Genomic DNA, 21624 nt, shown 5'->3' on the forward strand with positions numbered 1-21624 from the left:
AAACCAACTTCATCCTCTTTCCTCTATAAATTATTCTCTCTATCCTAACATAAGATCAACACGACCTAGGCGACTTCTGGTTGCGCCGGTGGGGTGAAGTTTGTTGAACATTCGATGTAGTCAATTTCGATGTAGTCAATTTTCAGCTCTCGGCCCGAGCGAATCTCTTCCATCGGGGATCCGCAGTTGGGGCAAGCATAGCGCCGGCCTATCTCTGGCTTGTACTCTTGGCCGCAGGGATGGCAATAGGCAATGAGCGGCGTTTCCCGGATGACCAACTGGGATCCCTGTAGGAAAGTACCCTGGGTTTGTGCGGCATAGGCAAAGGTTAGGCTGGCCGGCTCTACACAGGTGAACTGTCCTACCACCAGGTGCACCCGAGCGATCTGAGGCTGTCCCGGCTGACTTTGCCACCAGTCACGTAGTGTTTGGATCAAGGCGCGGGTCATGTCGGTCTCGTGCATCTCTTACCTCCAGTCGCCGGCCATTTCTGGCGTCGCCTCCGGGTGGATGTAGGCGGGCTTCTCTCGGCGCGGCAGTTGCCCAGATACCACCAAATGGGCCAGCGTATCGCAAATAACTCGGGTGGCCATTAGAGCTGTGATATCGCTAATGTCGTAGGGGGGAGAGACTTCCACCACCTCCAGGCCACAGATCGGTGCTTCCCGCACAATGCGCTTGAGCAAGTAGAGCGCTTCCCGCGGCAGCAGCCCACCCGGCTCTGGCCAGCCTGTACCGGGTACAAAGCCGGCATCGATGCAGTCGATATCGAAGCTGATGTACACACAATCGGTGCCGTCTAGGGCTTTTTCGAGGGCGAAATCGGCGGCTGCATCCAAGCCCATTTCGGTGATGTCGGTAACGGTGAGGATGTGGGTGGCCCGCTCCCGGCACACCTTCACCCCTTGCCGTGGCACTTGCCAGCCACCAATGCCCAGTTGCACCAGGTTGTGGGCCGGTGCGTTGCGGATGTTGGTGGCATGAAACCAAGGCTAAGCCTCGACTCATTGTTGCCAGCCGGATAGGGAAAGCCTCGCTTCTTTGGCCAAAGCCGCTTGGGCTTCGGTGGAAAAGCCGTTATTTGCGTTCGATTCGGTGGTCATGGCTGGGATCCCCCGTTAGGTGGTGTATTCGGCGTTGATGCGCACGTAATCGTAGCTGAGATCGCAGCCCCAGGCCACGCCCTGGCCGGATCCCTGATGGAGATCCACGGTGAAGGTCACCGGATCCCCTTTCAAGTACTCAGAGGCTGCCTTGCGATCGAAAGCCAGGGGCATTCCCGCCTGCATGAGCAGAAAATCCCCCAGACGGATATCCAACCGGCGGCTGTCAAAAGGGATCCCGGCTCGGCCGGCGGCGGCTGCCACCCGTCCCCAGTTGGGATCGTTGCCAAAAGCTGCCGCCTTCACCAAGGGAGAGCTGGCGATCACACGGGCCATATGCCGGGCTGCCCCATCATCCACAGCCCCACACACCCGAATTTCCAGCAGCTTGGTAGCTCCTTCCCCATCGCGGGCAATGGCCTTGGCCAGATGAATGCAAACTTGGTTGACCATCTCCGCCAAAGTCTGGGCAGCTTCTGTGCCGGCTTGCAGGGTTGGGATCCCACTTTGGCCGTTGGCCAGAGCCAAGAGCATGTCGTTGGTGCTGGTATCCCCATCCACCGTGATTTGGTTAAAGCTGAGGTCAGCAGCTTGCTTGAGGATCTGCTGCCACAGGCGGGGATCCACAGCCGCGTCACAGGTTAAAAAAGCCAGCATCGTGGCCAAGTTGGGGTGGATCATGCCGGATCCCTTGGCAATGCCCCCGACCCTGACGGTGTACCCGTCGATCTCAGCTTGCAGGGCAACGCTTTTGGTCACCAAGTCGGTGGTGATGATGGCGCGGGCGGCGCTCTCCCCCCCCTCTGGAGAGAGGCTGTCGATAAGGCCAGGCAGGGCTGCTTGGATTTTCGGCATTTCCAGTTGTCGCCCGATGACCCCTGTGGAGGCCGTGAGCACCTGATGGGCCGGGATCCCCAACCGTTCTCCCACCCAGAGGGCCAGTTGGGCGTTGTTGCGCTCTCCTTCTTCTCCGGTACAGGCGTTGGCTTGCCCAGCATTGCAGAGGATGGCCCGCACCGGCTGCTGTTGGGCGAGGATCCCTTGGTTGTAGGTAACACAGGCTGCTTTGACCTGATTGGTGGTAAAAACGCCTGCCCCAACCGCATCGCACTCGGAAACGATCAAAGCCAGATCCGCAGCTCCTGAGGGCTTGAGGCCAGCGGCCACTCCAGCGGCTCGAAACCCTTGCGGGGCTGTAACAGCACCTGCAACCGGTTTAAATGGGGATCCCATGTGTTCCTTGGCCAGAGGGTGGTCGGCAACATCATACCGACTTGCTGCTCCGATTTGGGTCATCGCAAGCTTTCCGTGAGAAACTCTCTGGAAACCGGTTCTGAGGGAAAGAGTTGTAGTTACGCCTACCAAGCAGAGGCGGCAGAGAGGGTTATTTTGAAAGTGTGTGCTTCCTCTGCTCCGGGAATTGCCAGCCATGCCCACCCCTGTCATTACCCTCAACCATGTCAGCAAGGTCTATTCCAATGGCACGGTGGCTTTGCAGGACATGAATATGACCATCCAAGAAGGGCAGTTCGTTAGCTTGGTGGGGCCATCCGGCTGTGGGAAAAGCACAGTGCTACGGTTGGTGGCAGGTCTGGGGCATCTGACCACAGGCTCTATCGAATGGGGGCAAAATCTTGAGAAGGGTGCTCCCCAAGGGGAACCCAAGTTGGCCTTTGTGTTTCAGGAACCGGCCCTTATGCCTTGGGCGACGGTGATGGACAATGTGGGGCTACCCTTAAAGTTGGCAGGTGAGCCCAAGCCAAAAGCCAATCGAGATGTCTTGGAAGCTCTGCAACTGGTGGGCCTGCGGGGGTTTGAGCGCAGTTTTCCCCGCGAGCTATCGGGCGGCATGCGCATGCGGGTTTCCATTGCTCGCGCCCTGGTAACCAAGCCGCAGGTGTTGCTGATGGATGAACCCTTCGGAGCTCTGGATGAAATCACCCGCAGCAAGTTGAACAGCGACCTGTTGGAGCTGTGGCAAGAAAAGCGCTGGACGGTGATCTTTGTTACCCACAACATTTACGAGGCCGTCTACCTGTCCAACCGCGTGGTGGTGATGGCGGCTCGCCCAGGGCGGGTGATAGCCGATATTCCCATCGATGCGCCCTATCCCCGCTCGGAAGACTTTCGCACCTCTTCCCTTTACAACAACTACTGCCGTGAAGTGTCGGCCCGTCTGCACGAGGCCATGCACGGCTCAGCTCAGGATCCCCCCTATTTGCGCCCCCTCTCTGCTGGACGTTTGCGCTGATGGGATCCCTGGCTTAGCGGTGTTCTCTCTGTTGCGTAAGTCCCTTGATGCCCCAACCTCACGATATGTTCGACCTGTTTGTCCAGCTTCTCGAGCCATGGCGCCGTTGGCTGGGATCCCTTGTTGGCTTGGGGGAGAGCTGGCCTCTCCATTGGCCAGATTGGTCTCTGCCCAAGCTGACCGGCGCAGTTGGAGAAAAACTCGGATCCCAACCCACGGATGAGGCAGACATACCGAGTGCCGGCTCAGGGGTGCCTGCAAAGGGGTTGAATCTGGGCCGTTGGTTCAACCTGGAAGTGATTGCCCCCCTTATCGTCGGGATCCTCTTCTTGGTGGGCTGGGAAGTGGCGGTGCGGGTAACGGGAGTGCCCCACTACCTCTTGCCGGGGCCGATTTTGGTGGTGCAAACCCTCATCCGCGACTGGGGAACGCTTTTTCCTTCCCTGTTGATCACTGTGCAAATTACGGTGGTGGCCTTTTTGGCTGCCACAGTGTCGGGGCTTTTGGTCTCGATTGTGTTCACCCAGAGCAAATGGATCGAGCGCAGCTTTTTCCCTTATGCGGTGATTTTACAGACGATGCCCATTGTCTCCATCGCCCCGCTGATCATCATTTGGCTGCGTAACAACACCTTTGCTGCGATGGTGGTGTGCGCCTGGATTGTGGCTTTTTTCCCGATTCTTTCCAACACCACTCTGGGGCTGAACAGCGTCGATCACAACCTGCTCAACCTGTTCCAACTGTACAAGGCCAACCGCTGGCAAACGTTGATCTACTTGCGGCTACCCAGTGCCATGCCCTATTTCATGGGGTGCCTGCGCATCAGCGGTGGCCTCTCTTTGATTGGGGCGGTGGTGGCGGAGTTTGTTGCCGGTACCGGTGGGCAGCGGGCCGGGATCGCCTACCAGATCTTGATCTCCAGCTTCAACCTGCAGGTGCCCCGCATGTTTGCGGCCTTGATCTTGGTCACTGGCTTGGGGATCCTGATCTTTATTTCCTTAAGTGCTCTATCCGACAGGGTGTTGGGCAAGTGGCATGAGAGTGCTGTGCGCCGAGAGAATTGAAAAGTTGAGCTTGTTAGAAATCTATAGTCTTTCAGGTTAGGGCAAGACGCCTGGTTTACTGAGAAAAGCCTTTTGGCCTGGCATATTCACCGTTTTAGGTGTGGGTACAGTGTCTTAGAATAATCACGACATCTAAAAGCAGGTAGAAGACGTCTTCTGGAAAAGCAGAGGAACCGCGCTGCGCTTGCTGTCGGCGGCTATCTCAGTCCTACTTGTGGGTTGCTATCGGAGGGGGATGAACTCGGTGCGGCCAATGACTTGCTGGCCTTGATCCGAAAGAGCATAGTTGATGAAGTCGGCCACCACAGGGCTGGTTCTTTGAGGTGCCACCAAAAACACAGTCCGCGCCAAGGGGTAGCTGCCCCTCTGGATGGCCTCACGGGTGGGCATCTGGCCGTCGATGGGCACAATCCGCACCGTTTGCTGGTTTTGCACCTGATCGACAGTGCTGTAGGTGATGCCATCTTCTCCCAAAGCCCGCAGCAGCGGGGTGGTGACATCTTCTGTGGCGGTGGTGAAGTAGGGAGGGTTATCGGGAGCGAAGGGCAGCCCCAACAACACGAGTTCTTGGAAAACGCTGTAGGTGCCGCTCTGGGGGGCGCGATTGAGGACCCGAATCCGCCGATCCGGGCCGCCCACCTGGCTCCAATTGGTGATCCGACCCTGGAAGATATCGGCCAATTGCTGCAGCGTCAGTCCTCCTTTGTAGGGGTTGTTCACCCCCACCGCCACCGCCAGGGCATCTTTGGCCACCGGGATCGCCTGTAGACCCGCCTGCACTTCGCTGGCATTGAGGGGGCGGGAGCTAGCGGCCATCTGGATGCGACCTTCCATCAGGGCCTTCAGGCCGGCATTGGATCCATTGGGCTTGCCATCCGGGATCCCATAGGTGAGGGGAATGCCGGGGTTGCGCTGGGTGTAGCCTCCCTTCAGGGCCAAGACGATCCGGATCATCGTGACGCTGCCATCCATCTGGAGCACTGCTGGGTTGGGCAGAGAAGTATCCAGATTAACGGCGTTGGCAGGGGGGTTGGGCGCTGTTGGGGCTTGGGGCCGGGTAGCTGGAATCTGGCTGGGGATAGGAGGTGTGTTCTCTCTATTCAGGAATGAGTCCAACAGGCCGGAACGATAGGCATACCAGCCGCCGCCTCCCAGTATCGCGAACAAAAGAATGTAGACGATTGGAGGTGGGCCGGAAGGTCGTGCAGTCATGGGATCCCCCCTAAAGAAAATTCACGATCCAGACTTTTGAGACTTCCCCCTCTGTTGTATCAGCTATCCGCGCAGATTGGGTGAGCAGCAGGTTAAGGTGCATCTATCCGCACATGGCCGCCTCTCGTCCCACCTCGCGCAGCTCAATTACGTCCGCACGGGGATCCGCCTGCACAACTTCCAACTCGATCCAAGCCCCCAGAGGAATCTGGCGTTCTAGGCGCACCGGCACCCGAAAGGCAATCTCATCCAGCATGGCCAACACCAAGTTTTCCTGCTCGCGCAGGTAGCCCAAGACCAGAGCCCGCCAAATTTGCCCCGGTCGCAGGCGCAGGTATTCGATGCTCCAATAGCGCTTGGATTTCCGCTCCACCTGGTTGGCCTCAGCGGTGCCCGGCTCAATCCCCAGCAGCAGCTGCTGCACATCCGCCTCCGTCAACGGCAAGGGATCCCCGCGCAAAAAGGCCTTGATCTGGTAATGGGCCACCAAATCCAGGTAGCGCCGAATCGGGGAGGTAACCTGACAGTAGGCATCGAGACCCAGCCCCGTATGTCGCCCAGGTTGGGTGGCTACTTCCGCCCGCGATAGACAGCGCATGATGGCAAAAGACCGAACTGGCCCCTGGGGATACCTATCCAGCACTTCGGGAGGAGGTAAGTCGGGAGCTGGCTGCAGACGATAGGGCACCGGGATCCCATTTTGGCTGGCGAAGCGGGCCGCCACCTCGCCGGTGAGCACCATCATTTCCGCCACCATCTGCCGCGCAGGAGTATCCTCGATTACCCGGAGGTGGGGGATCTCGTCGATGACCTTGATATCTTGCTCGGGCAAGCCAATTTGGATTGCCCCTTGAGCCATCCGCCAGGCATAACGCCACTGGGCTGCCCGGGCAATAGCCGTCAGTTGGGCCTCTGCCCCCAACTCCAACATTTCATCGGCATCTTCGTAGGTGAGGCGGTAGGTCACTTTGATCTGGCTGAGGCAAATTTCGGAATCCCGGATCTGGCCGTCGGATCCCAGTAGAATGCCAAAGCTAAGGGCAGGCCGCACCTCTCCCTGCACCAAGCTCATCGGGCCGGTGGACAGCTCCGGCGGGAACATCGGGATCACCCGCTCCGGCAAATAGACACTGGTGCCACGCTTGCGGGCTTCCAAATCAAGGGGATCCCCCCACTGCACCCAACAACTGGGATCGGCAATGTGGATCCAGAGCTTCACCGCGTCATCCGACCAAAACTCGACACTGAGGGCATCGTCGATGTCGCGGGTGCTGGCATCATCGATGGTGTAGGTGTGGAGATGGGTGAGATCCCGCCGCAGATGGGGATCCCAGAAAGAGGGAGGCTGGCTGAGCAGGGCTTGGGTGTATCGCTCCACCGCCTTCGGGAACTGGGTTGGGATCCCGGTGAGGCGCAGGGCCAGGTTCTCGTGGCGGCTCCACAGCCCCAGAGCCACCAAAGCCTCAAAGGCCCCCTGCGGAGTGTCAGGAAACCCCATCAGCTCCAGCAGTTGCGAGGCCCGTTCCCGATCCGACGGGTTGAGATTGGAAGAGAGATCCTCGTGGCTGCGAATGGCTGCTGCTGCTCCCTGTAAGGCCAGGCGCTCCAGCAACTCCAAACGGGCCCGCTCGGCAGGAGTCCAGGGATACCCTTGGCCGGGATGAGCCAGAGCCTCCCGCAGGTGGGCCTCAAACTCTGCTTGTTCCTGCTGCCGTTGTTGGGCGACGGCCATTTGATGGAGGATCTCCTTCACCTGAGCCGGAGTGCGGGGTTCGTAGCTCTCCCCCTTTTGCTTGAAGTAGGTGCGATCCTCGCTCAAGAGGCGATAGGCGGCATAGGTAGAGACCGGAGAATCATCAGAAAACAACAGCCGAGCCATCTCCGCCAAGCTCAGGGGCTGACGCTCCTCCTGCACCAGTTCCCAGGCCAACGCCAAACTTTCGGGATCCAACTTTGCCTGCACCGCCTGCCAAAAGCCGGGGATGTCGGAAGCCGTGAAGCTGGATCCCCCGTTCAAAGCAAAGGTAATCTGGCGAGGGTGAACACTATGAACCTGCCCAGAAGGCACCCCCAGCAGTAGGTTCTTCTTGCCCTCGGTGCCCTGAACCACTGCCAACACACGGTCGTTATTGTAACGAAACTCCACCAGTGTGCCCTTTTCCACCCGTTCTCCTTATGTCGGCTGTCGTCAGATTGCAGGCTCTCTTCCATTCTCCACCAGCTCTGTCCGCCTGCCTACCTGGAAACCCCAGCCAGAAGACATACGGGCACTTGAATAGGTAGCAGATGTTAGATATATCGGTACTTAAGCATATAGGTATGTGATATATAGACACACGAGATACAAATTTTTGGGTAGATTGCGGTTATGTGTTGGGCACTGCGATTTCAGAGCAGAGGCCAGCTCTGCCAGGCTTGTGGGATAGGGTTACCAGCCAGGGCTCCTAAATTCCGTAGAGATACTGTTGCCAGCATTTCGCAAGTGAATACTTCCACTTCTTCCATGTGTGATATCCTAGAGACTAGAGGTAGGGCACAGTTACCATAGGCTGCTCCCCAATTGAGCAAGCAAAAGGGTGGTACTCAAGAGTCGTTTCCCTACAGTGAAAGTCACGGAAACAGGGGTTCTGTATTTCTTCACCTAAAACTTTTTAGCTTAGCACTCAAAAGGTGAGCTGTGGACAACCCGAAGCGACTGTTGCTCATCGACGACGATCCGAACTTGATCCTTCTGGCAAAGGATTACTTGGAGTTTCGCGGCTACGAAGTGGTGGCGGCAAGCAACGGTCTGGAGGGGTTGGAAGCGATGCGCCATTTCACACCAGACCTGATCATCTGCGATGTGATGATGCCAGAGATGGATGGCTACACCTTTGTGGAAACCATTCGCTCCAACAGTGCTACGGACTGGATCCCCGTGATTTTTCTGTCGGCGCGTGGGCAAACGGCAGACCGGGTGCGCGGCCTGACCACAGGGGCAGATGTTTACATGGTCAAGCCCTTTGAGCCGGAAGAATTGGTGGCGCAGGTGGAGTCTTCTCTCAGACATACCGAGCGCCTGTTACAAGTGCAGAATGTGGGCATTCAGCCGGTCATAAAACTGGATCGGGAAATTGAACTTACGCCAACGGAAACCAAGGTGATCCAGTACGTGGCCAGGGGCCTGTCCAACCGCGAGATTGCCGAAGTTCTTGGGGTGAGCCAGCGCACCATCGAAAGCCACGTCAGCAACATGCTGGGCAAAACTGGCCTGCACAACCGCACAGAACTGGCCCGCTGGGCAATAGAAAGTGGTTTGGGCAAAAAACCGTTGTAATTCCCGCCACCCCTTTCAACGGCTGGAGAACTCTATCTCCTCGGCGCGATTGGAGATAGGGTAGTGATCGCACTTGAAGGGCAAGGTAACTGGGGTGGGCAAGTCTTTTCAAAAATTGGCGGGGGAGGATCTGCTGGCCTTGCCCCAACGTACATTGGCCGCCGATTTTCACTGCGTTACCCAAAAACTGGGTCTAAAGCCCCGTCCTTCCAGGACAGTTTTTGCCCTGTTATTGTCATTTTAAACAGGAATGAAACATTTCCGTTGCATTGCTTCCTAGCTCCTTTCTCCCTCTGGGACAGGATCTAAAGGTGATTGTGGAAGCGGTGTGGAACGTTTGGGCAGCAGCGGGGGTGTCTCAATCTAGTTTGAAATGACTATAGACCTGCAATGATATAGACCTGCAATGAAATAAACCCATGCTGGTCAGGGAAGCCAAACTCCTCAACGCCGCTCCAGCGCCATACCAAGCCTTGGATGAGGCCCTGCCCGGTTTGTCCGCAACCAATGCTTGCGTCACTGGATGGATGAGCGTGGTGTCAACAAAGCTGCCTTGTACTCCCGATGCAATGTTAACTTGGCAACTGGGATGGGTTTCCCCGCAAGGCTTCCAGGAAGGCAAATACTGCAGGCGGATGCAGCGCAGAGGCCAGAACGGCAGCCCCGATCACCCGCTCCAGTGGGATCGGCAGCCGGCGGATCTGGATCCCTTCGGGAATGGGAATGGCGGCCAAGCGGGGCAAGATGGCAGCCCCCAGACCCTGTGCCACCATGTTCACAATGGTGGAGTCTTCCTTCACCAAGTAGGCCACCTTGAGGGTTTGGTGAGCGGCTTCCCAGTGGTTCCGCACCGCGGTGGTGCATTCGGCGTAGTTGTAGAGAATGTAGGAAAAACGGGAAAGATCCTCCCAGGTCAGGGTTTCCGGCAGGGGCCCAAAACTCAGCGGAACCAACACAATGAACTCATCGCGGGCAATCTCCCACGTCTGTAGATCCTCACCAGCCCGCGGCAGAGGCAATAGACCAATATCCACCTGGCCCGATCGCAACAGATGTTCAACAGTGGCCGGATCTTCCTCTGTAAGGGTGAGGGTAATCTGGGGAAATTGTTGGCGGAAGCGGGCGATCACCGGCGGCAGCAAATGGGTTGCAGCACTGCGAAAAGCGGCAACTCGCACATTTCCCCCCCGCAACCCTTTTTCCAGGTTGGCCTCATAATCCATTTGTTCCCGCAGTTGCAGCATTTTGCGAACATGGCGCAGCAGTCGCTCCCCCACCGGGGTTAGGCGCGCCCCAAAGCGACCGCGCACCAACAGGGTCACCCCCAGTTCTTCCTCCAGGCTGGCAATGGCCCGGCTCACCGCCGACTGGGAAATGTGCAATTGCAGGGCAGCATCGCTGAAATTTCCCCGCTCCACCACAGCCACCAGGGTTTGCAGTTGCGAGATGTTCATGGATCCCATCTATTCGATCTGCGCATAGATGTGATGCTATCTCAGGTTTGAACCCTCCGCCGCGCCTGACTAAACTACGACATAGCTTCCCCTTCACACTGCGAAACAGCGGGAAACAGTGTGAAAACCTCTTTATCTTCCTGTCGTTGGTCAAGTGTCCCTATGTCGAGATCCATGTTTGCCCTGCTGCCATTCCATCAATTTCGAGATACTCCCGGCGTGCGCTTTTTCGACATCACGGTTGCGCGATCCAACGCCCGCGATTTGGTTTACCACGATGGGCCGGCCATCAGTCCCCCCAATAATCCGCAGGGCTATTGGCAGTTTTATATGCATCCACACCAAGAGGACAACCTACTGGCTCTATGGGGCGGACGGACGTTTTACCTGGTGAATTTTAGCTGGAGGGATCCCTTCCATATTGTGCGCCTGGAAGCGAACCGAGGCATTTTGCGCATTCCTCCCGGCACTTTTCACCGTTCCGTCTCCGATCCAGAGGGATCCATCGTATTGAACCAGGCGGTGCGCGACGAAAAAGCCATCTTGGAAAAAGAATTTCGCATCTACGACAGCAGCCGCATCCCCCGATTGCTGCAGGTGACCTCGGCGCCTGCACCTTTGCCCCGCATTTGTGCCTGAGTACAGTTAACCCATGCCCCCCCGCGAGTCAATCAGGGCTCGCAATCGGGCAGCAGCCTGTGTGAGCTGTGCCGAGGGAATGGACACTGTGGGGTCGAAGGGATGCCCTGGTGGGTTGGCTGTGGCCAGAGGCTCAGCCCTCTTTGGGGATCCCTGCAGGTGAAAACTGAAGCTAGAGTAAAGATGGGTGCTGGGGGATCGACCAATGCTCTCTCTGGAGCGCAAGGGCATAGCGGATAGCTCGCTCAATTTGGCGGAGTACATCGACCATACTCTGCTGTTGCCGATGGTTACTCCAGAACAGATTGACCAGGGGTGTGAGATTGCCTTGCGCTATGGCTTCCCCACTTTTTGTGTTCCTCCTTGCTACGTGCTGCGGGTGGTGGAGCGGCTGCACGGATCCCCGGTCAAGGTGAGCACGGTGGTGGGGTTTCCCCTGGGCACAACCACTGCAGAGGCCAAGCTTTACGAGGCCCAACTGGCGGTGGAGCAGGGGTGCCGGGAGCTGGATGTCCGCATCAACTTGGCTTGGCTCAAGGCGGGAGAGCTGGATCGCCTCCATGCCGAGATTGCCCAACTGGTGGAAGAAACGGGGGTTTGCGTCAAGGCCATTTTGGAAACGGCTCTGCTGACCGAGGAGGAGAAAAAGCTGGCCGGGGAGATTTGTATCGATGCGGGGGCGGCTTTTTTGATGACCTCCACTGGCTGGATGGGGGGGGCGACGCCGGCAGATGTGCAACTGTTGTGGCAACTCAGCCGCGGTAAAGTGGGGGTGAAAGCGTCGGGCGGCATTCGCACAGTGGCTCAAGCAGAGGCCATGATCCAGGCGGGGGCCAGCCGTATTGGCACCTCTTGGGGGCTGGAGCTGATGCAAGAGCTGAAAGCCAGAGGAACCCCATGAGTGGCCGCACCTACCGGGTTACGGGCATCAATCTCAAAGGGATCCCCCTGGGAGAGTCGGATCGGATTGTTACCATCTTGACCCGCGAGCAAGGGTTGATCCGGGCGGTGGCCAAGGGATCCCGTAAGCAGCCTTCCAAGCTGGGTGGGCGGATGGAGCCTTTTGTCATCAACGATTTGCTGATGGTGCGGGGGCGCTGGTCTGCCCAAGCAGATACCTCCCAGCGTTTACAACGCATTGTCCAAGCGGAAACCCTCCAGACTTTTCCTCGTCTCAGCCGCAGCTTAGCCCATCTCACAGCAGCGCAGTATTTGGCGGAGGTGGCCTTGCTGTTGGCCTTGCCCGATCAAGCCCAGGAAGAGCTGTTTGTGGTGTTGGTCGAACACTTGGAACGCATCGAGCGGGCTGCTTCGGAACAGGCCGTTCTGCCCTTGCTCACCCATGGGTTGTATCACCTCCTGGCGTTGGCAGGGTTTGCCCCTCAGGTACAAGCCTGCTACTTCTGTCAAGGGGGGTTGGTCGGCAGCGTTTTTTTCAGCCCCCAATGGGGTGGCTTGATCTGTGATCCCTGCCGGGTGGCCCAGCGGCCCAGCCCGATTGCCTGGGTCTCCGCTTCTGCCTTACGTGCCTTGGGATCCCTGCCCAACTCGACATTGCCTCTGCCTGAGGATTCGCTGCCTTTGGCTGCTTGGCTGGAGGCAGAACGTCTGTTGCGGCGTGTTTTGGAGCATCATACAGATCGAGAAATCCGTTCCGCCGAGCTATTGGCCAGTTGCTACGCTGTTCCCACCGCAAACGGCCAGGGATCCCCAGCTTTTCCTGAGGGACATCCCGAAAAATGGGCATCGGTCTGAAAAAGTTGTGAAGGTATGTATCAAGTCCGGCCCAATAGCCGCAAAATAGAGCATCGAGGCGGGTTGGCAGCCGATTTTGGATGATAAATTAGGTTATGGAAAGTAACTTCTTACGAAGGCCTCTCAGGTTTGAGCAATGTTTTTTGGGGAGGAGTGCCTTGCACCAGGTACTGGACAGCATCATCAGGTGGGATTGAAGTTGGAGCTTTTAACAAGATTGAATCCACTGCCGAGAGGGCCTTCTGTTTTGTGCTTGTTTCCCGGAGCTGCATCCCTGAGGTGCGGCTTTGGTTAATTGCAGATGATTGCTTGTGAGTGTTCAATTTCACTCGGTGAGTCTGCCCAACTGAGGAGCAGCCCCTGAGGTTCCTATATCCGCCCAACTCAAGTTAGCGCCCACCTCAGTTCTTTTTCAGATTTCTCTTTTACCGAGTACCGTTAGAAGTTCAGGAGTTGCAGCACCGTGGAAGCACAGCGTAAGGAACGGATTCTGGTGGTCGATGATGAGGCCAGCATTCGACGCATTTTGGAAACCCGTCTGTCCATGATCGGATACGACGTGGTCACAGCTTCGGACGGCGAGGAGGCGCTGGAGGTTTTCCACAAGCAGGATCCCGACCTGGTGGTGCTGGATGTGATGATGCCGAAGCTGGATGGCTATGGGGTTTGCCAGGAGCTGCGCAAAGAATCCGACATCCCCATCATCATGCTGACGGCGCTGGGCGATGTGGCCGACCGTATCACGGGGCTGGAGCTGGGGGCAGACGACTATGTGGTCAAGCCCTTTTCCCCCAAGGAGCTGGAAGCTCGCATTCGGTCGGTGTTGCGCCGGGTGGCGCGGTCGGCCCACGATGGGATCCCCAGTTCCGGGGTGATTCAAGTGGGGGATATTCGCATCGATACCAACAAGCGGCAGGTCTACAAACGGGACGAGCGCATTCGCCTGACGGGGATGGAGTTTAGTCTGCTGGAGTTGTTGGTCAGTCGGTCGGGGGAGCCTTTTTCCCGCTCCGAGATTTTGCAAGAGGTGTGGGGCTATACCCCAGAGCGCCATGTGGATACGCGGGTGGTGGATGTCCACATCTCGCGGCTGCGGGCCAAGCTGGAAGATGACCCCAGCAACCCAGAGCTGATCCTGACGGCCCGAGGCACCGGCTATCTATTTCAGCGCATCGTTCAGGGGGAGGAACAGGCACGGTCTTGAGAAGGGATCCCTCGCAACCTCTCTTCAAGAGCGGCCTGCACCCGCCTCAACACGCCAACCCAGTCTCCCGGTGTGTCTTGTCGAAACAGTCGCATTACCCCGGGGTACCAGGGGCTATCTTCTCGATGGAGCAGCCAGCGCCAATCGGCGGCAAAGGGCAGCAGCACCCATACCGGCTTGCCCATCGCCCCGGCCAAATGAGCAACGGCTGTATCAACGCTGATCACCAGATCCAACTGGGCAACGGCTGCGGCTGTATCGACAAAACTGCGGAAACGGGATCCCAGCTCCAACACTTGGTGCTGCTCCAATAGGGATCCCAGCGGCCTTAGATCTTCCCCCACCTGCAGGCTAACCCACTGGATGGAAGGCCCATGCAAGTGCTGGAGCAGCAGATCCAAAGGACAACTTTTCAGCCTTTGCACGCGGTTGAGCTCAGGATGGGCACGCCGGCCGCTGGCCCACACCAGCCCCACTTTCATCCGCTCCTGGGAAAGCTCCGGCCAGTCTTCCCGCCAGGAGAGGCTCAAAGGGATCTGCGGCCCGCCGGCATGAACGGGATAGACAAGATAGGGGATGCGGGCCGGGATCGTCTCCAGAGTGGTGCCCAACCGCTGCGGCAAGCTGAGCAAGGGCAGATGGCAATCGAAAGAGGGCAAGGGATCTGTTTCCGAGATCACCTGCACCTGGGGAAGGGGGAAGCACCCTCTGAACAGCTCGACAAGGGATCCCTGACAGCGGAGGCAGATTTGCGCTTGGGGATGGGCCTCGGCCAGCAGCGGCAGGTAGCGCACAAACTGAAGCGTGTCCCCCAACCCTTGTTCGGCGTAGATCAGCAGGGTCTGGCGGCCCAGAGGGGATCCCGTCCACAGAGGGGAAAGAAAGCGCGGGTAGGTCGCCCCTTGTCGCTGCAGCCGCCATTCGTATTCTCGCCACCCCTCCTCGTAGCGGCCCAGGGTCAGCAAAGCCGTGCCCAGGTTGTAGTGGATCTCCGGCCAGTGGGGGGCCAACTGCAAGCTGCGCCGATAGGCTTCAATGGCCGCTTCCAACCGGTTTTGTTCTTGCAAGATGGTGCCCAGGTTGTTGTGAGGCTGGGCGTCCCTCGGCAGCAGCAAGATGGCCCGTTGCAGACAATCGGCGGCCTCCTCCAAGCGATCTTGCAGGTGCAGGCAATGGCCGAGGTTAACGAGAATTCGCCCCTCCTGGGGTGCAAGGGCGAGAGCTTGGCGAAACCAGCCTTCCGCTTCCTCAGCTTGGCCATCGAGCATCAGGGCATTCCCCAAAGCTGCCAAGGCATAGACCTGGGGAGGCTGGGCTGCTGCTGCCTGTTGCAACACCTCAATTGCCTGGGCCAATTTCCCCAGGGTGAGCCAACAACTGCCCAATCGGAAAAGCAATTGCCCATCAGCGGGGGCAAAGGCCAGGCCCTGTTCGTAGGCTCGCGCCGCTTCCTCTGGGTTGCCAAGCTGCATCCAGGCATCGCCCAGATCCTGCCAGGCCGGTACCCAATCCCCCCGCAGGTGCAGAGCCAGTTGCAAGGGGGTCAAAGCTTGGCGGGGATCCCCCATCTGGAGATAAAGGGATCCCAGCAACGCCTGAGCGGCGAACAGATGGGGATGGGCGCGGGTAAGCTGCCGGCAGAGGTGCAGAGCAGCTTTCAGATCCCCCGCCTGTCGGTAGCGTTGAACCCACGTCAGAGCCGCCTGCGAAGAGGATGGGATCTCGGATCCCCGCTCTGGATCCTGTGACTCAGCCGCTTGCCGGTTGTCTTTTCCTCGCCCAAAGCCCCGTGGCACGTCTTTGCCTCTTTTTTGCCTCTTTTGAGATCCCTTTCACTTCTTAGCCCCCTCCCCTCAGTGTCCAAATGACAGCGGTGGGACAGGATCCCTACTCAGGCTAACAAAAGGTTCCCACTGCCCCACTTTTCACAGGCCATCCCTGGGGCTCAGTTGCGGCGAAACAGGCTGTCCAAGTAGATGCGTGCCGCCCGCCGGTCGCTCTCCCCGCTTTGGAGCAGGAATAACGAGAGCGCTGCCGTCACCACCCGATCCTGATCCCAGTCGGGATGGCGGGAGAGGTAGTTTTGGAGGGTGTCATGCAGCTCCTCGGGAATTTCGCTCAAAATGCTAACGCTGTGAGAACTCATAGTCCAACCACTCACTCGGGGTCAAGAGGGGAGAAAACGGCATCCCGCAAAACCTGCGGCCACAGCCAAAACTTGGGCAGCTCGAACAGAGCGAACCCGCAACATCAAAACCCAACCTAGATAGGCCAAGAGCCTCAGCAGGCTCGCAAGCAGAAAAGCAAGCAATATAGGTTCATAGCTTGCCCCTATCCCAGCGGATGGGAGGGAGGGCATGCACAACTGTTCCTAAGCCTGTCGTGGGCCGTAGAACAGATGAAGTCTTTTCTTTCTAAGGAGAGCGCTCGGGAAAATCTCCACACCACTCGCCCTCAGGTGGGGCTATTCTGCCCTCTGCCCTATGGGGGATGTCAATCCCAAGCCAGGGATCCAACAGGACAAAAGCTCTCCATTGGCCTTGATGGGATCGGAAAAAACGGCGCGATCCCGTTACGTTTCTCAGGGTGTAGTCGCCTGAACCTTACCCACCTCAACTTTTCCACAGAAACCCCCGATGCCGCCCCCCGAGGAAAAAGCCCTGTGGAAAACGGCCCGCCCGCCTGTGGAAAGCCTGGGGAAAACCTGTGGATTTCTGGGAAATCTGAATTTGTCCAAAAATTTTTGTGTTTGTGTCGAGCATTTCTCAGGGCCACTCGACTCGGTAGCGCAAAAACAGCTCCTTGGAGCCACGGCGGCATTCCAGCAGCTCCAACTGGGGCGGGGATCCCTGCACTTGCCAACCCTCAATGCTGGCAGGGGCATCGGCGTATCCACTCAGCAGCACCGGAGCGAGGGTAACCCACAGCTCATCCAAGGCTCCTGCCTGCAGAAATGCCCCCAAAAGCCGCCCCCCGCCCAACAACCCCACCCGTTCAATGCCCAAGCTGCGCAGGCGGGCCAGCCGTGCCGGCAGATCCCAATCGGCAGCCACCCAGATATCCTCAAAGCCGGTTCGGTTCTGCCAAATTTGGGATCCCTTGGGAGTTGTCCACAGCCAACGGGTGAGGGGCTGGCGAAAAAACGGCAAATCCTCAGGAATATCCCCGCTGTCGGAACAGATGATTGTCAGGGGCTGGGGAGAGAGGCCCTGAGCGGTTCTGCGTTGGATCAACTCGGGATCCCGAATACGCAGACTGGTGCCGTAGGCCCGCAGAGTGGCTGCCCCCATGATCAAAGCCTGTTGCTGAGCAGCTTGGGTTTCCAAATGCCGATAGTCCTCAGGGCTGCTGAAGGAGGGCCTGTGCGCTCGGTGGGCTGCGATCTTTCCATCCAAGCTCTGGGCGAAGATGGCAACCAAGTGGGGACGATTCAAAGGCAAGATCGCTGGGAAAGGGTGGGCAAACCCCACAAATTGACCAGAATAGAGTCAGGCATCGCCGGGAGAACCGTGGCACAGACTGTTGTGCCGGTCACCAGCTCGCCCATGCGGAACGGATATGTTAGGAACATTTCAATCATCCACCATCCGGGTTGAAGTCGAGGCCAGTGCATCGACCGTGCAGCGCTGTCTGACAGAGGTGGGATTGTTGCAGCAGTGGATCTGGCCCCAGCAACTGCAGGGATCCCTTCCCGAAAGGCTGGAGCTGGGCAGCACCTTTGCCGCCCAATGGGGCCCCCTCTCGATCATGCACCAGGTGGAAACCCTGCTGCCGGAACGGCTGCGCCTGCTGATGTGGGGAGGAGCCGATGGCTACTGTGACTGGCTGTGGGGGAACGGCTGGGTGCAGTTGCGGGTAGAGGCCGTCTCTCTCCTGCCCTTGGGCTTGGGACAATTGCTGATGCTGCGGCGGCTGCAACAGTTTGCCCAAAGCCAAGAACAGCGCCCCTCTTAGGACTTAAAAAGCGACCTTCCGGCAAAATCCGTGGATCCTCGGCTTGACAAAATGCGTTTCGGTTGCGGCATGCTACTTCTCTAAGGATTTTCCACTACGATAGTTGTAGCAGAGCTTACTCTTCCCGTCCGAGAGGCCCAATGAATCCGCCGACCAGCCCCACCCCAACCGCCATCGAGCAGGAAAAGTTTGAGATCCGCTTGGGAGAAGCCCTCAACCGAGCAGGACTGCTCACCCCCGCCCAACTGGCTCAGGCCATGTGGGAAAAGGCCGACAACCCCTTGATGTTGGGGGAGCTGTGTATGCAGCACGGCTGGGTTGCCCCCCGAGATCTCTACCCATTGATTCCGGTCGAATTGGTGCGCATCGGCGAGATCTTGATGCTGCATGGGTATCTGGAGCTGGAGCACATCCATCAGGCCCTGATTCAGCAGCGGCAGCACCCGGAGCGCAAGCTGGGGGAGATCTTGGTGCAGCAGGGCTGGGTACAACCCCACTGGTTGGAATGGGCCTTGGACAAGCAGCAGCGGCTGCGGCGCCAGAAAGGAGCTGCCAACAGTTGGGAGGTGATGGTGGAGCAGTGGTCCACCATTCCCGATCAGCCCCCTCTTTACGTCTCACCTCTACAGGTAGCCCAAGAGACCTACAGAGTTACCCAGCAATACAAAGCCCAGCTGGAGCGCTACCAAGAGCAAATTGCCATCTTAGAAGCGCAACTGGAGCAACAGCGGCAGCAGCAACAGCTCCTGGTCGAACAATCGCTGCAGCAGGTTGCCGACCATCAAGCCCGCCAGCAGGAACAGCAGCAGCGCATTGCCCAATTGGAAGCCCAAATTCAACAGGAGACAGAACAACAAAAGGCTGCCCAACAGCGCATTCGGGAACTGGAGGAGCAACTCCAAGCCCAGCAAACTCAGGGATCCGCGCAATTGCAAGCCGCCCAAGCAGAGCTGGAGACCCTGCGGCGCCGCTGCCACGAGTTGACAGAATGGCAATCTCAGGCCAAACACCAGCTGCAAAAGCTGGGATCCCGATTGCAGGAGCAGCAGAAGATACAGCAGGCTCAGGCACAGCAGCTCCAAGAGCAGGCCCACCTGCGTCATACTCTGCAGCAAATGGAAGCCCAAGTGGCCGCCCTGAACCAATCGCTGCAGGAGCACCAACATCAACTCCAACTGGCCCAGTCCACGAAACAGCGCTTAACTGCCGACCTAGCCCACGTTCGCCAAGAAGCTGCCGAGGCCACCCACCGCTTGCAGGTGCAGCTCCAAGAAACCCAAGCCCAACTGCGAGAAACTCAAGATCGCTTGCAGGAAGCCCAAGCCCAAGTGAGCCAGCTCCAGGCCCAACTGCAGGCGGCCCAAGCGGAAAACCGTGCTCTAGCCGCAGCGGTAGCCGAAGCCCGGCGAACTTCCCCACCTGCAGCTGCACCGACCCCAGCTCCAGAGAAAGCCCGGCCAGAGACAGAGGATCTCAAGACCCTGACCGTAGCCGACTGGGCAGCCGAGCTGAGTGCCCCAGAAAGCGAATTGCCCCCGCAGCAGTATTTGGGGGAAGAGGACTTGGAAGCCTTGCAGCGGGCCACCCCCTGGGTACAGCGGGTGTTGACCCAATTGCGGGCGGCTGGCCTAATCGACAATGCCGGCATCGAAACCGTCATTCACGCTTGGGAAAAGGAAGGGGGCACCTTCACGGATGTGCTGGCCCACCACAGTGGCCTCAAGCCGGAGACCGTCAAATTTTTCAGCGAAGGGGGCTACTCCGTTCAACTGGCGGGGGGACGCCACGTGGCCGATTACCTCAAGGCTTCTGGGTTGGTCAGCGCCGCCCAAATCGAACAGATCCAGAAGCACCTGCCGCCAGGGGGATCCCTGTGTCAGGCCCTTGCCCAAGCCGGGATTCTACGCCGGGCCACTGCCCTGTATTTCGAGCGCCACTTCGGCGGGCAAAAGCCCCGCCGCCCGCTGCGGGAAGAGCTTTAGAGGAACCATGCTCTATCGCTGACGCCAACGACCGACAAGGGATCCGAATACAGACACAAGCTGCCAACAAGATGCCAATTAGACTAGAAACTAGATAGAGATAGATCATCAGAAGCGACCGGTTTCTCACCCCTGAGAGACCCAAGTTACTCGGTAGTTGTGTCGATCTCTTCTGCTATGACTACGGAAGCTCCAACTCGACCTGCTCAGCAGTTCTCGCCCTCGAGAACCCAGGTTCGCCAGCCCTACCCCCACTTCAAGGTGATCGTCTTGGATGACGATTTCAATACCTTTCAGCACGTTACGGAATGTCTGCTGAAATACATCCCCGGCATGACTTTGCCCCTAGCGCGGCAACTGACCGTGCAGGTGGATGCCGAAGGGCAAGCAGTTGTTTGGGTCGGCCCTCAAGAACAGGCGGAGCTCTACCATCAGCAATTGCTGCGGGAGGGGTTGACCATGGCCCCCTTGGAGCCGGCCTGAAGCACCAGGCGTTCGTAGCTGCGCTCAACTGCTGCCAACAGCTCCGCTTGGCCCCAACCGGCGTAAAGGCTGCTGGCAATGGCCAGCCCACCCGCCCCCACCCCTTCCTTGACATAGCCCCGCTCGTAAGCCTGTAGAGGCAGATAGCGGCTATTGGCAAAGCTCAGTTGGGTGGCCAAAAGGGGAGCAACCCCCAACAACTCTGCCAAGGCCACCGTATTGCCCGAGGGATCCTCTGCCACCCAGCGGGTAGTTCCCACAACCACGTTCTCCGGGGGCCAAGGGATCCCCTGCTCTTCCCCCCAGCGCTGCATCAAGGCCAGCACCGCCAACATTTGGGTTCCCCCTGCCAGCAGCACCGCTCCCCGTTGCGCTGCGCCCATCGCCAACCCGGCCACAAAGGGCTGCATGGGATCCCCCACCGCCGCCACCACCTCAGCAGCAGAAGCTCCCCTTGGCAGACGGGCCAATCCCTGCCGGGCCAAGGCCAGCTTTTGGGCGTGGTTGCAGACCGGGTGGCTGCTGTTTACCATGCCCTCTGCTGCCCACCCCAGTCCCAACAACACCGCCAGCGCCGTGGTGGTGCCCCCTGCCACACACTCCCCAATCACACAGTAGCCTTGCTCCAGCCGGGATCCGCGGTCGTACCCTTCTTGCCACAGGGATCCCACCTGCTCCAAAGACAGAGCCTGTCCTGTGCTCAAGCAGCGGGCCACTCCCCCAGAGCTCACCATTTCTGCCCCCGGCAAAGGTTCCGGCAAGCCACAATCGAACACTCGGCACGGGATCCCCAACTCCCTCAAGATGGCGCAGCTGATCACCACTGGGGAAGGATAGCCATCCGGAGAGGTGGGCAAGCGGTGAGAATGGCCCGCCAGCAACACTTCCCCATCGGCAAGAGCTGTGTAGCGACGCAAGGAGGGGGTAGCGCCGGCAGCCGAAATGCCCGGAACAAGAGCCGTTTCGGTAAACCCCAAGCAGGCCAGAAACAGAGGTCGGGATCCCTGCACCCGTTCGCACCACCGCCGGGCCACAGCCGGCTGAGTGTAAGCCTTAACGCAAGGAAACGGAAGCATACCGGACACCGAGGCAAACAAGCCAGAGTCTATCCTGAGCCAGAAGGGCGGGATCCCGTACTCGCAGGAGGGGTTGCCTCCTGCTGAGGCAATCGGATTCGGATAGGATGGGTATACCCAATGCAGTTTAT

Annotated in this window: 19 protein-coding genes and 1 pseudogene; 10 read left to right on the top strand and 10 right to left on the bottom strand. The window is 58.5% G+C overall.

Annotated elements, in window-relative coordinates:
• Positions 1-65: 65 nt before the first annotated feature.
• The 3 genes and pseudogenes from hypA to argJ all read right to left on the bottom strand — a co-directional run bounded on the left by hypA (position 66) and on the right by argJ (position 2336).
• Positions 66-464, bottom strand: a complete 399-nt coding sequence (gene hypA / locus NW839_RS03835) for a hydrogenase maturation nickel metallochaperone HypA (protein WP_011434106.1) — start codon at positions 462-464, stop codon at positions 66-68.
• 3 nt (positions 465-467) lie between these two features.
• Positions 468-992: pseudogene (locus NW839_RS03840) on the bottom strand (arginase family protein); the annotation flags it as partial.
• A gap of 126 nt (positions 993-1118) precedes the next feature.
• Positions 1119-2336, bottom strand: coding sequence for a bifunctional glutamate N-acetyltransferase/amino-acid acetyltransferase ArgJ (gene argJ / locus NW839_RS03845; RefSeq protein ID WP_414349622.1), 1218 nt, complete (start codon positions 2334-2336; stop codon positions 1119-1121).
• 196 nt (positions 2337-2532) lie between these two features.
• Between argJ and NW839_RS03850 the strand changes: the two genes are divergently transcribed.
• Together NW839_RS03850 and NW839_RS03855 are read left to right on the top strand one after the other, a co-directional pair.
• The gene (locus NW839_RS03850; protein ID WP_414349620.1) at positions 2533-3354 is read left to right on the top strand and encodes an ABC transporter ATP-binding protein; all 822 of its coding nucleotides are present in this window, start codon (positions 2533-2535) and stop codon (positions 3352-3354) included.
• Between the two features lie 47 nt (positions 3355-3401).
• Entirely contained in the window at positions 3402-4418 is a 1017-nt protein-coding gene (locus tag NW839_RS03855) for an ABC transporter permease (protein ID WP_414349618.1), read from the top strand.
• 222 nt (positions 4419-4640) lie between these two features.
• On the opposite strand, the gene NW839_RS03860 is transcribed toward NW839_RS03855, so the two are convergent.
• Together NW839_RS03860 and NW839_RS03865 are read right to left on the bottom strand one after the other, a co-directional pair.
• Positions 4641-5630 carry a phosphate ABC transporter substrate-binding protein gene (locus NW839_RS03860; RefSeq protein ID WP_414349616.1) on the bottom strand — a complete coding sequence of 330 codons (990 nt, stop codon included), beginning with the start codon at positions 5628-5630 and terminating at the stop codon, positions 4641-4643.
• Between the two features lie 103 nt (positions 5631-5733).
• Entirely contained in the window at positions 5734-7794 is a 2061-nt protein-coding gene (locus tag NW839_RS03865; protein WP_414349614.1) for a ribonuclease catalytic domain-containing protein, read from the bottom strand.
• 513 nt (positions 7795-8307) lie between these two features.
• Here NW839_RS03865 and NW839_RS03870 point away from each other — a divergent pair.
• Positions 8308-8946, top strand: coding sequence for a response regulator transcription factor (locus tag NW839_RS03870; protein ID WP_414349613.1), 639 nt, complete (start codon positions 8308-8310; stop codon positions 8944-8946).
• A gap of 572 nt (positions 8947-9518) precedes the next feature.
• On the opposite strand, the gene NW839_RS03875 is transcribed toward NW839_RS03870, so the two are convergent.
• On the bottom strand, positions 9519-10400 hold the full coding sequence (locus tag NW839_RS03875) for a LysR family transcriptional regulator (RefSeq protein ID WP_011434114.1): 882 nt from the start codon (positions 10398-10400) through the stop codon (positions 9519-9521).
• Positions 10401-10574: 174 nt separating this feature from the next.
• Between NW839_RS03875 and NW839_RS03880 the strand changes: the two genes are divergently transcribed.
• The 4 genes from NW839_RS03880 to rpaB all read left to right on the top strand — a co-directional run bounded on the left by NW839_RS03880 (position 10575) and on the right by rpaB (position 13998).
• On the top strand, positions 10575-11039 hold the full coding sequence (locus tag NW839_RS03880) for a redox protein (RefSeq protein ID WP_414343843.1): 465 nt from the start codon (positions 10575-10577) through the stop codon (positions 11037-11039).
• Positions 11040-11244: 205 nt separating this feature from the next.
• Entirely contained in the window at positions 11245-11940 is a 696-nt protein-coding gene (gene deoC, locus NW839_RS03885; protein WP_414349612.1) for a deoxyribose-phosphate aldolase, read from the top strand.
• A complete protein-coding gene (recO, locus tag NW839_RS03890) occupies positions 11937-12794 on the top strand; it encodes a DNA repair protein RecO (RefSeq protein ID WP_414343828.1) in 858 nt (285 codons plus the stop codon). The genes deoC and recO overlap by 4 nt, the downstream gene beginning before the upstream one ends.
• 463 nt (positions 12795-13257) lie before the next feature.
• Positions 13258-13998, top strand: a complete 741-nt coding sequence (gene rpaB, locus NW839_RS03895) for a response regulator transcription factor RpaB (protein WP_011434119.1) — start codon at positions 13258-13260, stop codon at positions 13996-13998.
• Here the strand turns inward: rpaB and NW839_RS03900 are convergent.
• From NW839_RS03900 to NW839_RS03910, 3 genes are all read right to left on the bottom strand, one after another.
• Positions 13971-15794 (bottom strand): tetratricopeptide repeat protein, encoded by a 1824-nt coding sequence (locus tag NW839_RS03900; protein WP_414349611.1) that lies wholly within the window; start codon positions 15792-15794, stop codon positions 13971-13973. The genes rpaB and NW839_RS03900 overlap by 28 nt on opposite strands.
• Positions 15795-15943: 149 nt before the next feature.
• Positions 15944-16144 (bottom strand): DUF2811 domain-containing protein, encoded by a 201-nt coding sequence (locus tag NW839_RS03905; RefSeq protein WP_041436785.1) that lies wholly within the window; start codon positions 16142-16144, stop codon positions 15944-15946.
• A gap of 619 nt (positions 16145-16763) precedes the next feature.
• Positions 16764-17432 (bottom strand): RibD family protein, encoded by a 669-nt coding sequence (locus tag NW839_RS03910; protein ID WP_414349610.1) that lies wholly within the window; start codon positions 17430-17432, stop codon positions 16764-16766.
• A gap of 124 nt (positions 17433-17556) precedes the next feature.
• Between NW839_RS03910 and NW839_RS03915 the strand changes: the two genes are divergently transcribed.
• From NW839_RS03915 to clpS, 3 genes are all read left to right on the top strand, one after another.
• Positions 17557-17952 (top strand): hypothetical protein, encoded by a 396-nt coding sequence (locus NW839_RS03915; RefSeq protein ID WP_414349609.1) that lies wholly within the window; start codon positions 17557-17559, stop codon positions 17950-17952.
• Between the two features lie 140 nt (positions 17953-18092).
• Positions 18093-19934 carry a hypothetical protein gene (locus tag NW839_RS03920; protein WP_414349608.1) on the top strand — a complete coding sequence of 614 codons (1842 nt, stop codon included), beginning with the start codon at positions 18093-18095 and terminating at the stop codon, positions 19932-19934.
• A gap of 177 nt (positions 19935-20111) precedes the next feature.
• On the top strand, positions 20112-20417 hold the full coding sequence (gene clpS / locus NW839_RS03925; RefSeq protein WP_011434126.1) for an ATP-dependent Clp protease adapter ClpS: 306 nt from the start codon (positions 20112-20114) through the stop codon (positions 20415-20417).
• On the opposite strand, the gene cobT is transcribed toward clpS, so the two are convergent.
• Positions 20366-21493, bottom strand: a complete 1128-nt coding sequence (gene cobT, locus NW839_RS03930) for a nicotinate mononucleotide-dependent phosphoribosyltransferase CobT (protein ID WP_041436788.1) — start codon at positions 21491-21493, stop codon at positions 20366-20368. The genes clpS and cobT overlap by 52 nt on opposite strands.
• Positions 21494-21624: the final 131 nt, after the last annotated feature.

This window comes from Synechococcus sp. R5-15 (assembly GCF_047462035.1).
Lineage (GTDB): Bacteria > Cyanobacteriota > Cyanobacteriia > Thermostichales > Thermostichaceae > Thermostichus.

Excerpts from the sequence above, each read along its gene's own strand:
- cobT (WP_041436788.1), bottom strand. The coding sequence starts at position 21,493 with ATGCTTCCGTTTCCTTGCGTTAAGGCTTACACTCAGCCGGCTGTGGCC.
- NW839_RS03915 (WP_414349609.1), top strand. The coding sequence starts at position 17,557 with ATGTTAGGAACATTTCAATCATCCACCATCCGGGTTGAAGTCGAGGCC.
- deoC (WP_414349612.1), top strand. The coding sequence starts at position 11,245 with ATGCTCTCTCTGGAGCGCAAGGGCATAGCGGATAGCTCGCTCAATTTG.
- recO (WP_414343828.1), top strand. The coding sequence starts at position 11,937 with ATGAGTGGCCGCACCTACCGGGTTACGGGCATCAATCTCAAAGGGATC.
- NW839_RS03880 (WP_414343843.1), top strand. The coding sequence starts at position 10,575 with ATGTTTGCCCTGCTGCCATTCCATCAATTTCGAGATACTCCCGGCGTG.
- NW839_RS03905 (WP_041436785.1), bottom strand. The coding sequence starts at position 16,144 with ATGAGTTCTCACAGCGTTAGCATTTTGAGCGAAATTCCCGAGGAGCTG.
- NW839_RS03920 (WP_414349608.1), top strand. The coding sequence starts at position 18,093 with ATGAATCCGCCGACCAGCCCCACCCCAACCGCCATCGAGCAGGAAAAG.
- NW839_RS03875 (WP_011434114.1), bottom strand. The coding sequence starts at position 10,400 with ATGAACATCTCGCAACTGCAAACCCTGGTGGCTGTGGTGGAGCGGGGA.
- clpS (WP_011434126.1), top strand. The coding sequence starts at position 20,112 with ATGACTACGGAAGCTCCAACTCGACCTGCTCAGCAGTTCTCGCCCTCG.
- NW839_RS03855 (WP_414349618.1), top strand. The coding sequence starts at position 3,402 with ATGCCCCAACCTCACGATATGTTCGACCTGTTTGTCCAGCTTCTCGAG.
- argJ (WP_414349622.1), bottom strand. The coding sequence starts at position 2,336 with ATGGGATCCCCATTTAAACCGGTTGCAGGTGCTGTTACAGCCCCGCAA.
- NW839_RS03850 (WP_414349620.1), top strand. The coding sequence starts at position 2,533 with ATGCCCACCCCTGTCATTACCCTCAACCATGTCAGCAAGGTCTATTCC.
- NW839_RS03860 (WP_414349616.1), bottom strand. The coding sequence starts at position 5,630 with ATGACTGCACGACCTTCCGGCCCACCTCCAATCGTCTACATTCTTTTG.
- hypA (WP_011434106.1), bottom strand. The coding sequence starts at position 464 with ATGCACGAGACCGACATGACCCGCGCCTTGATCCAAACACTACGTGAC.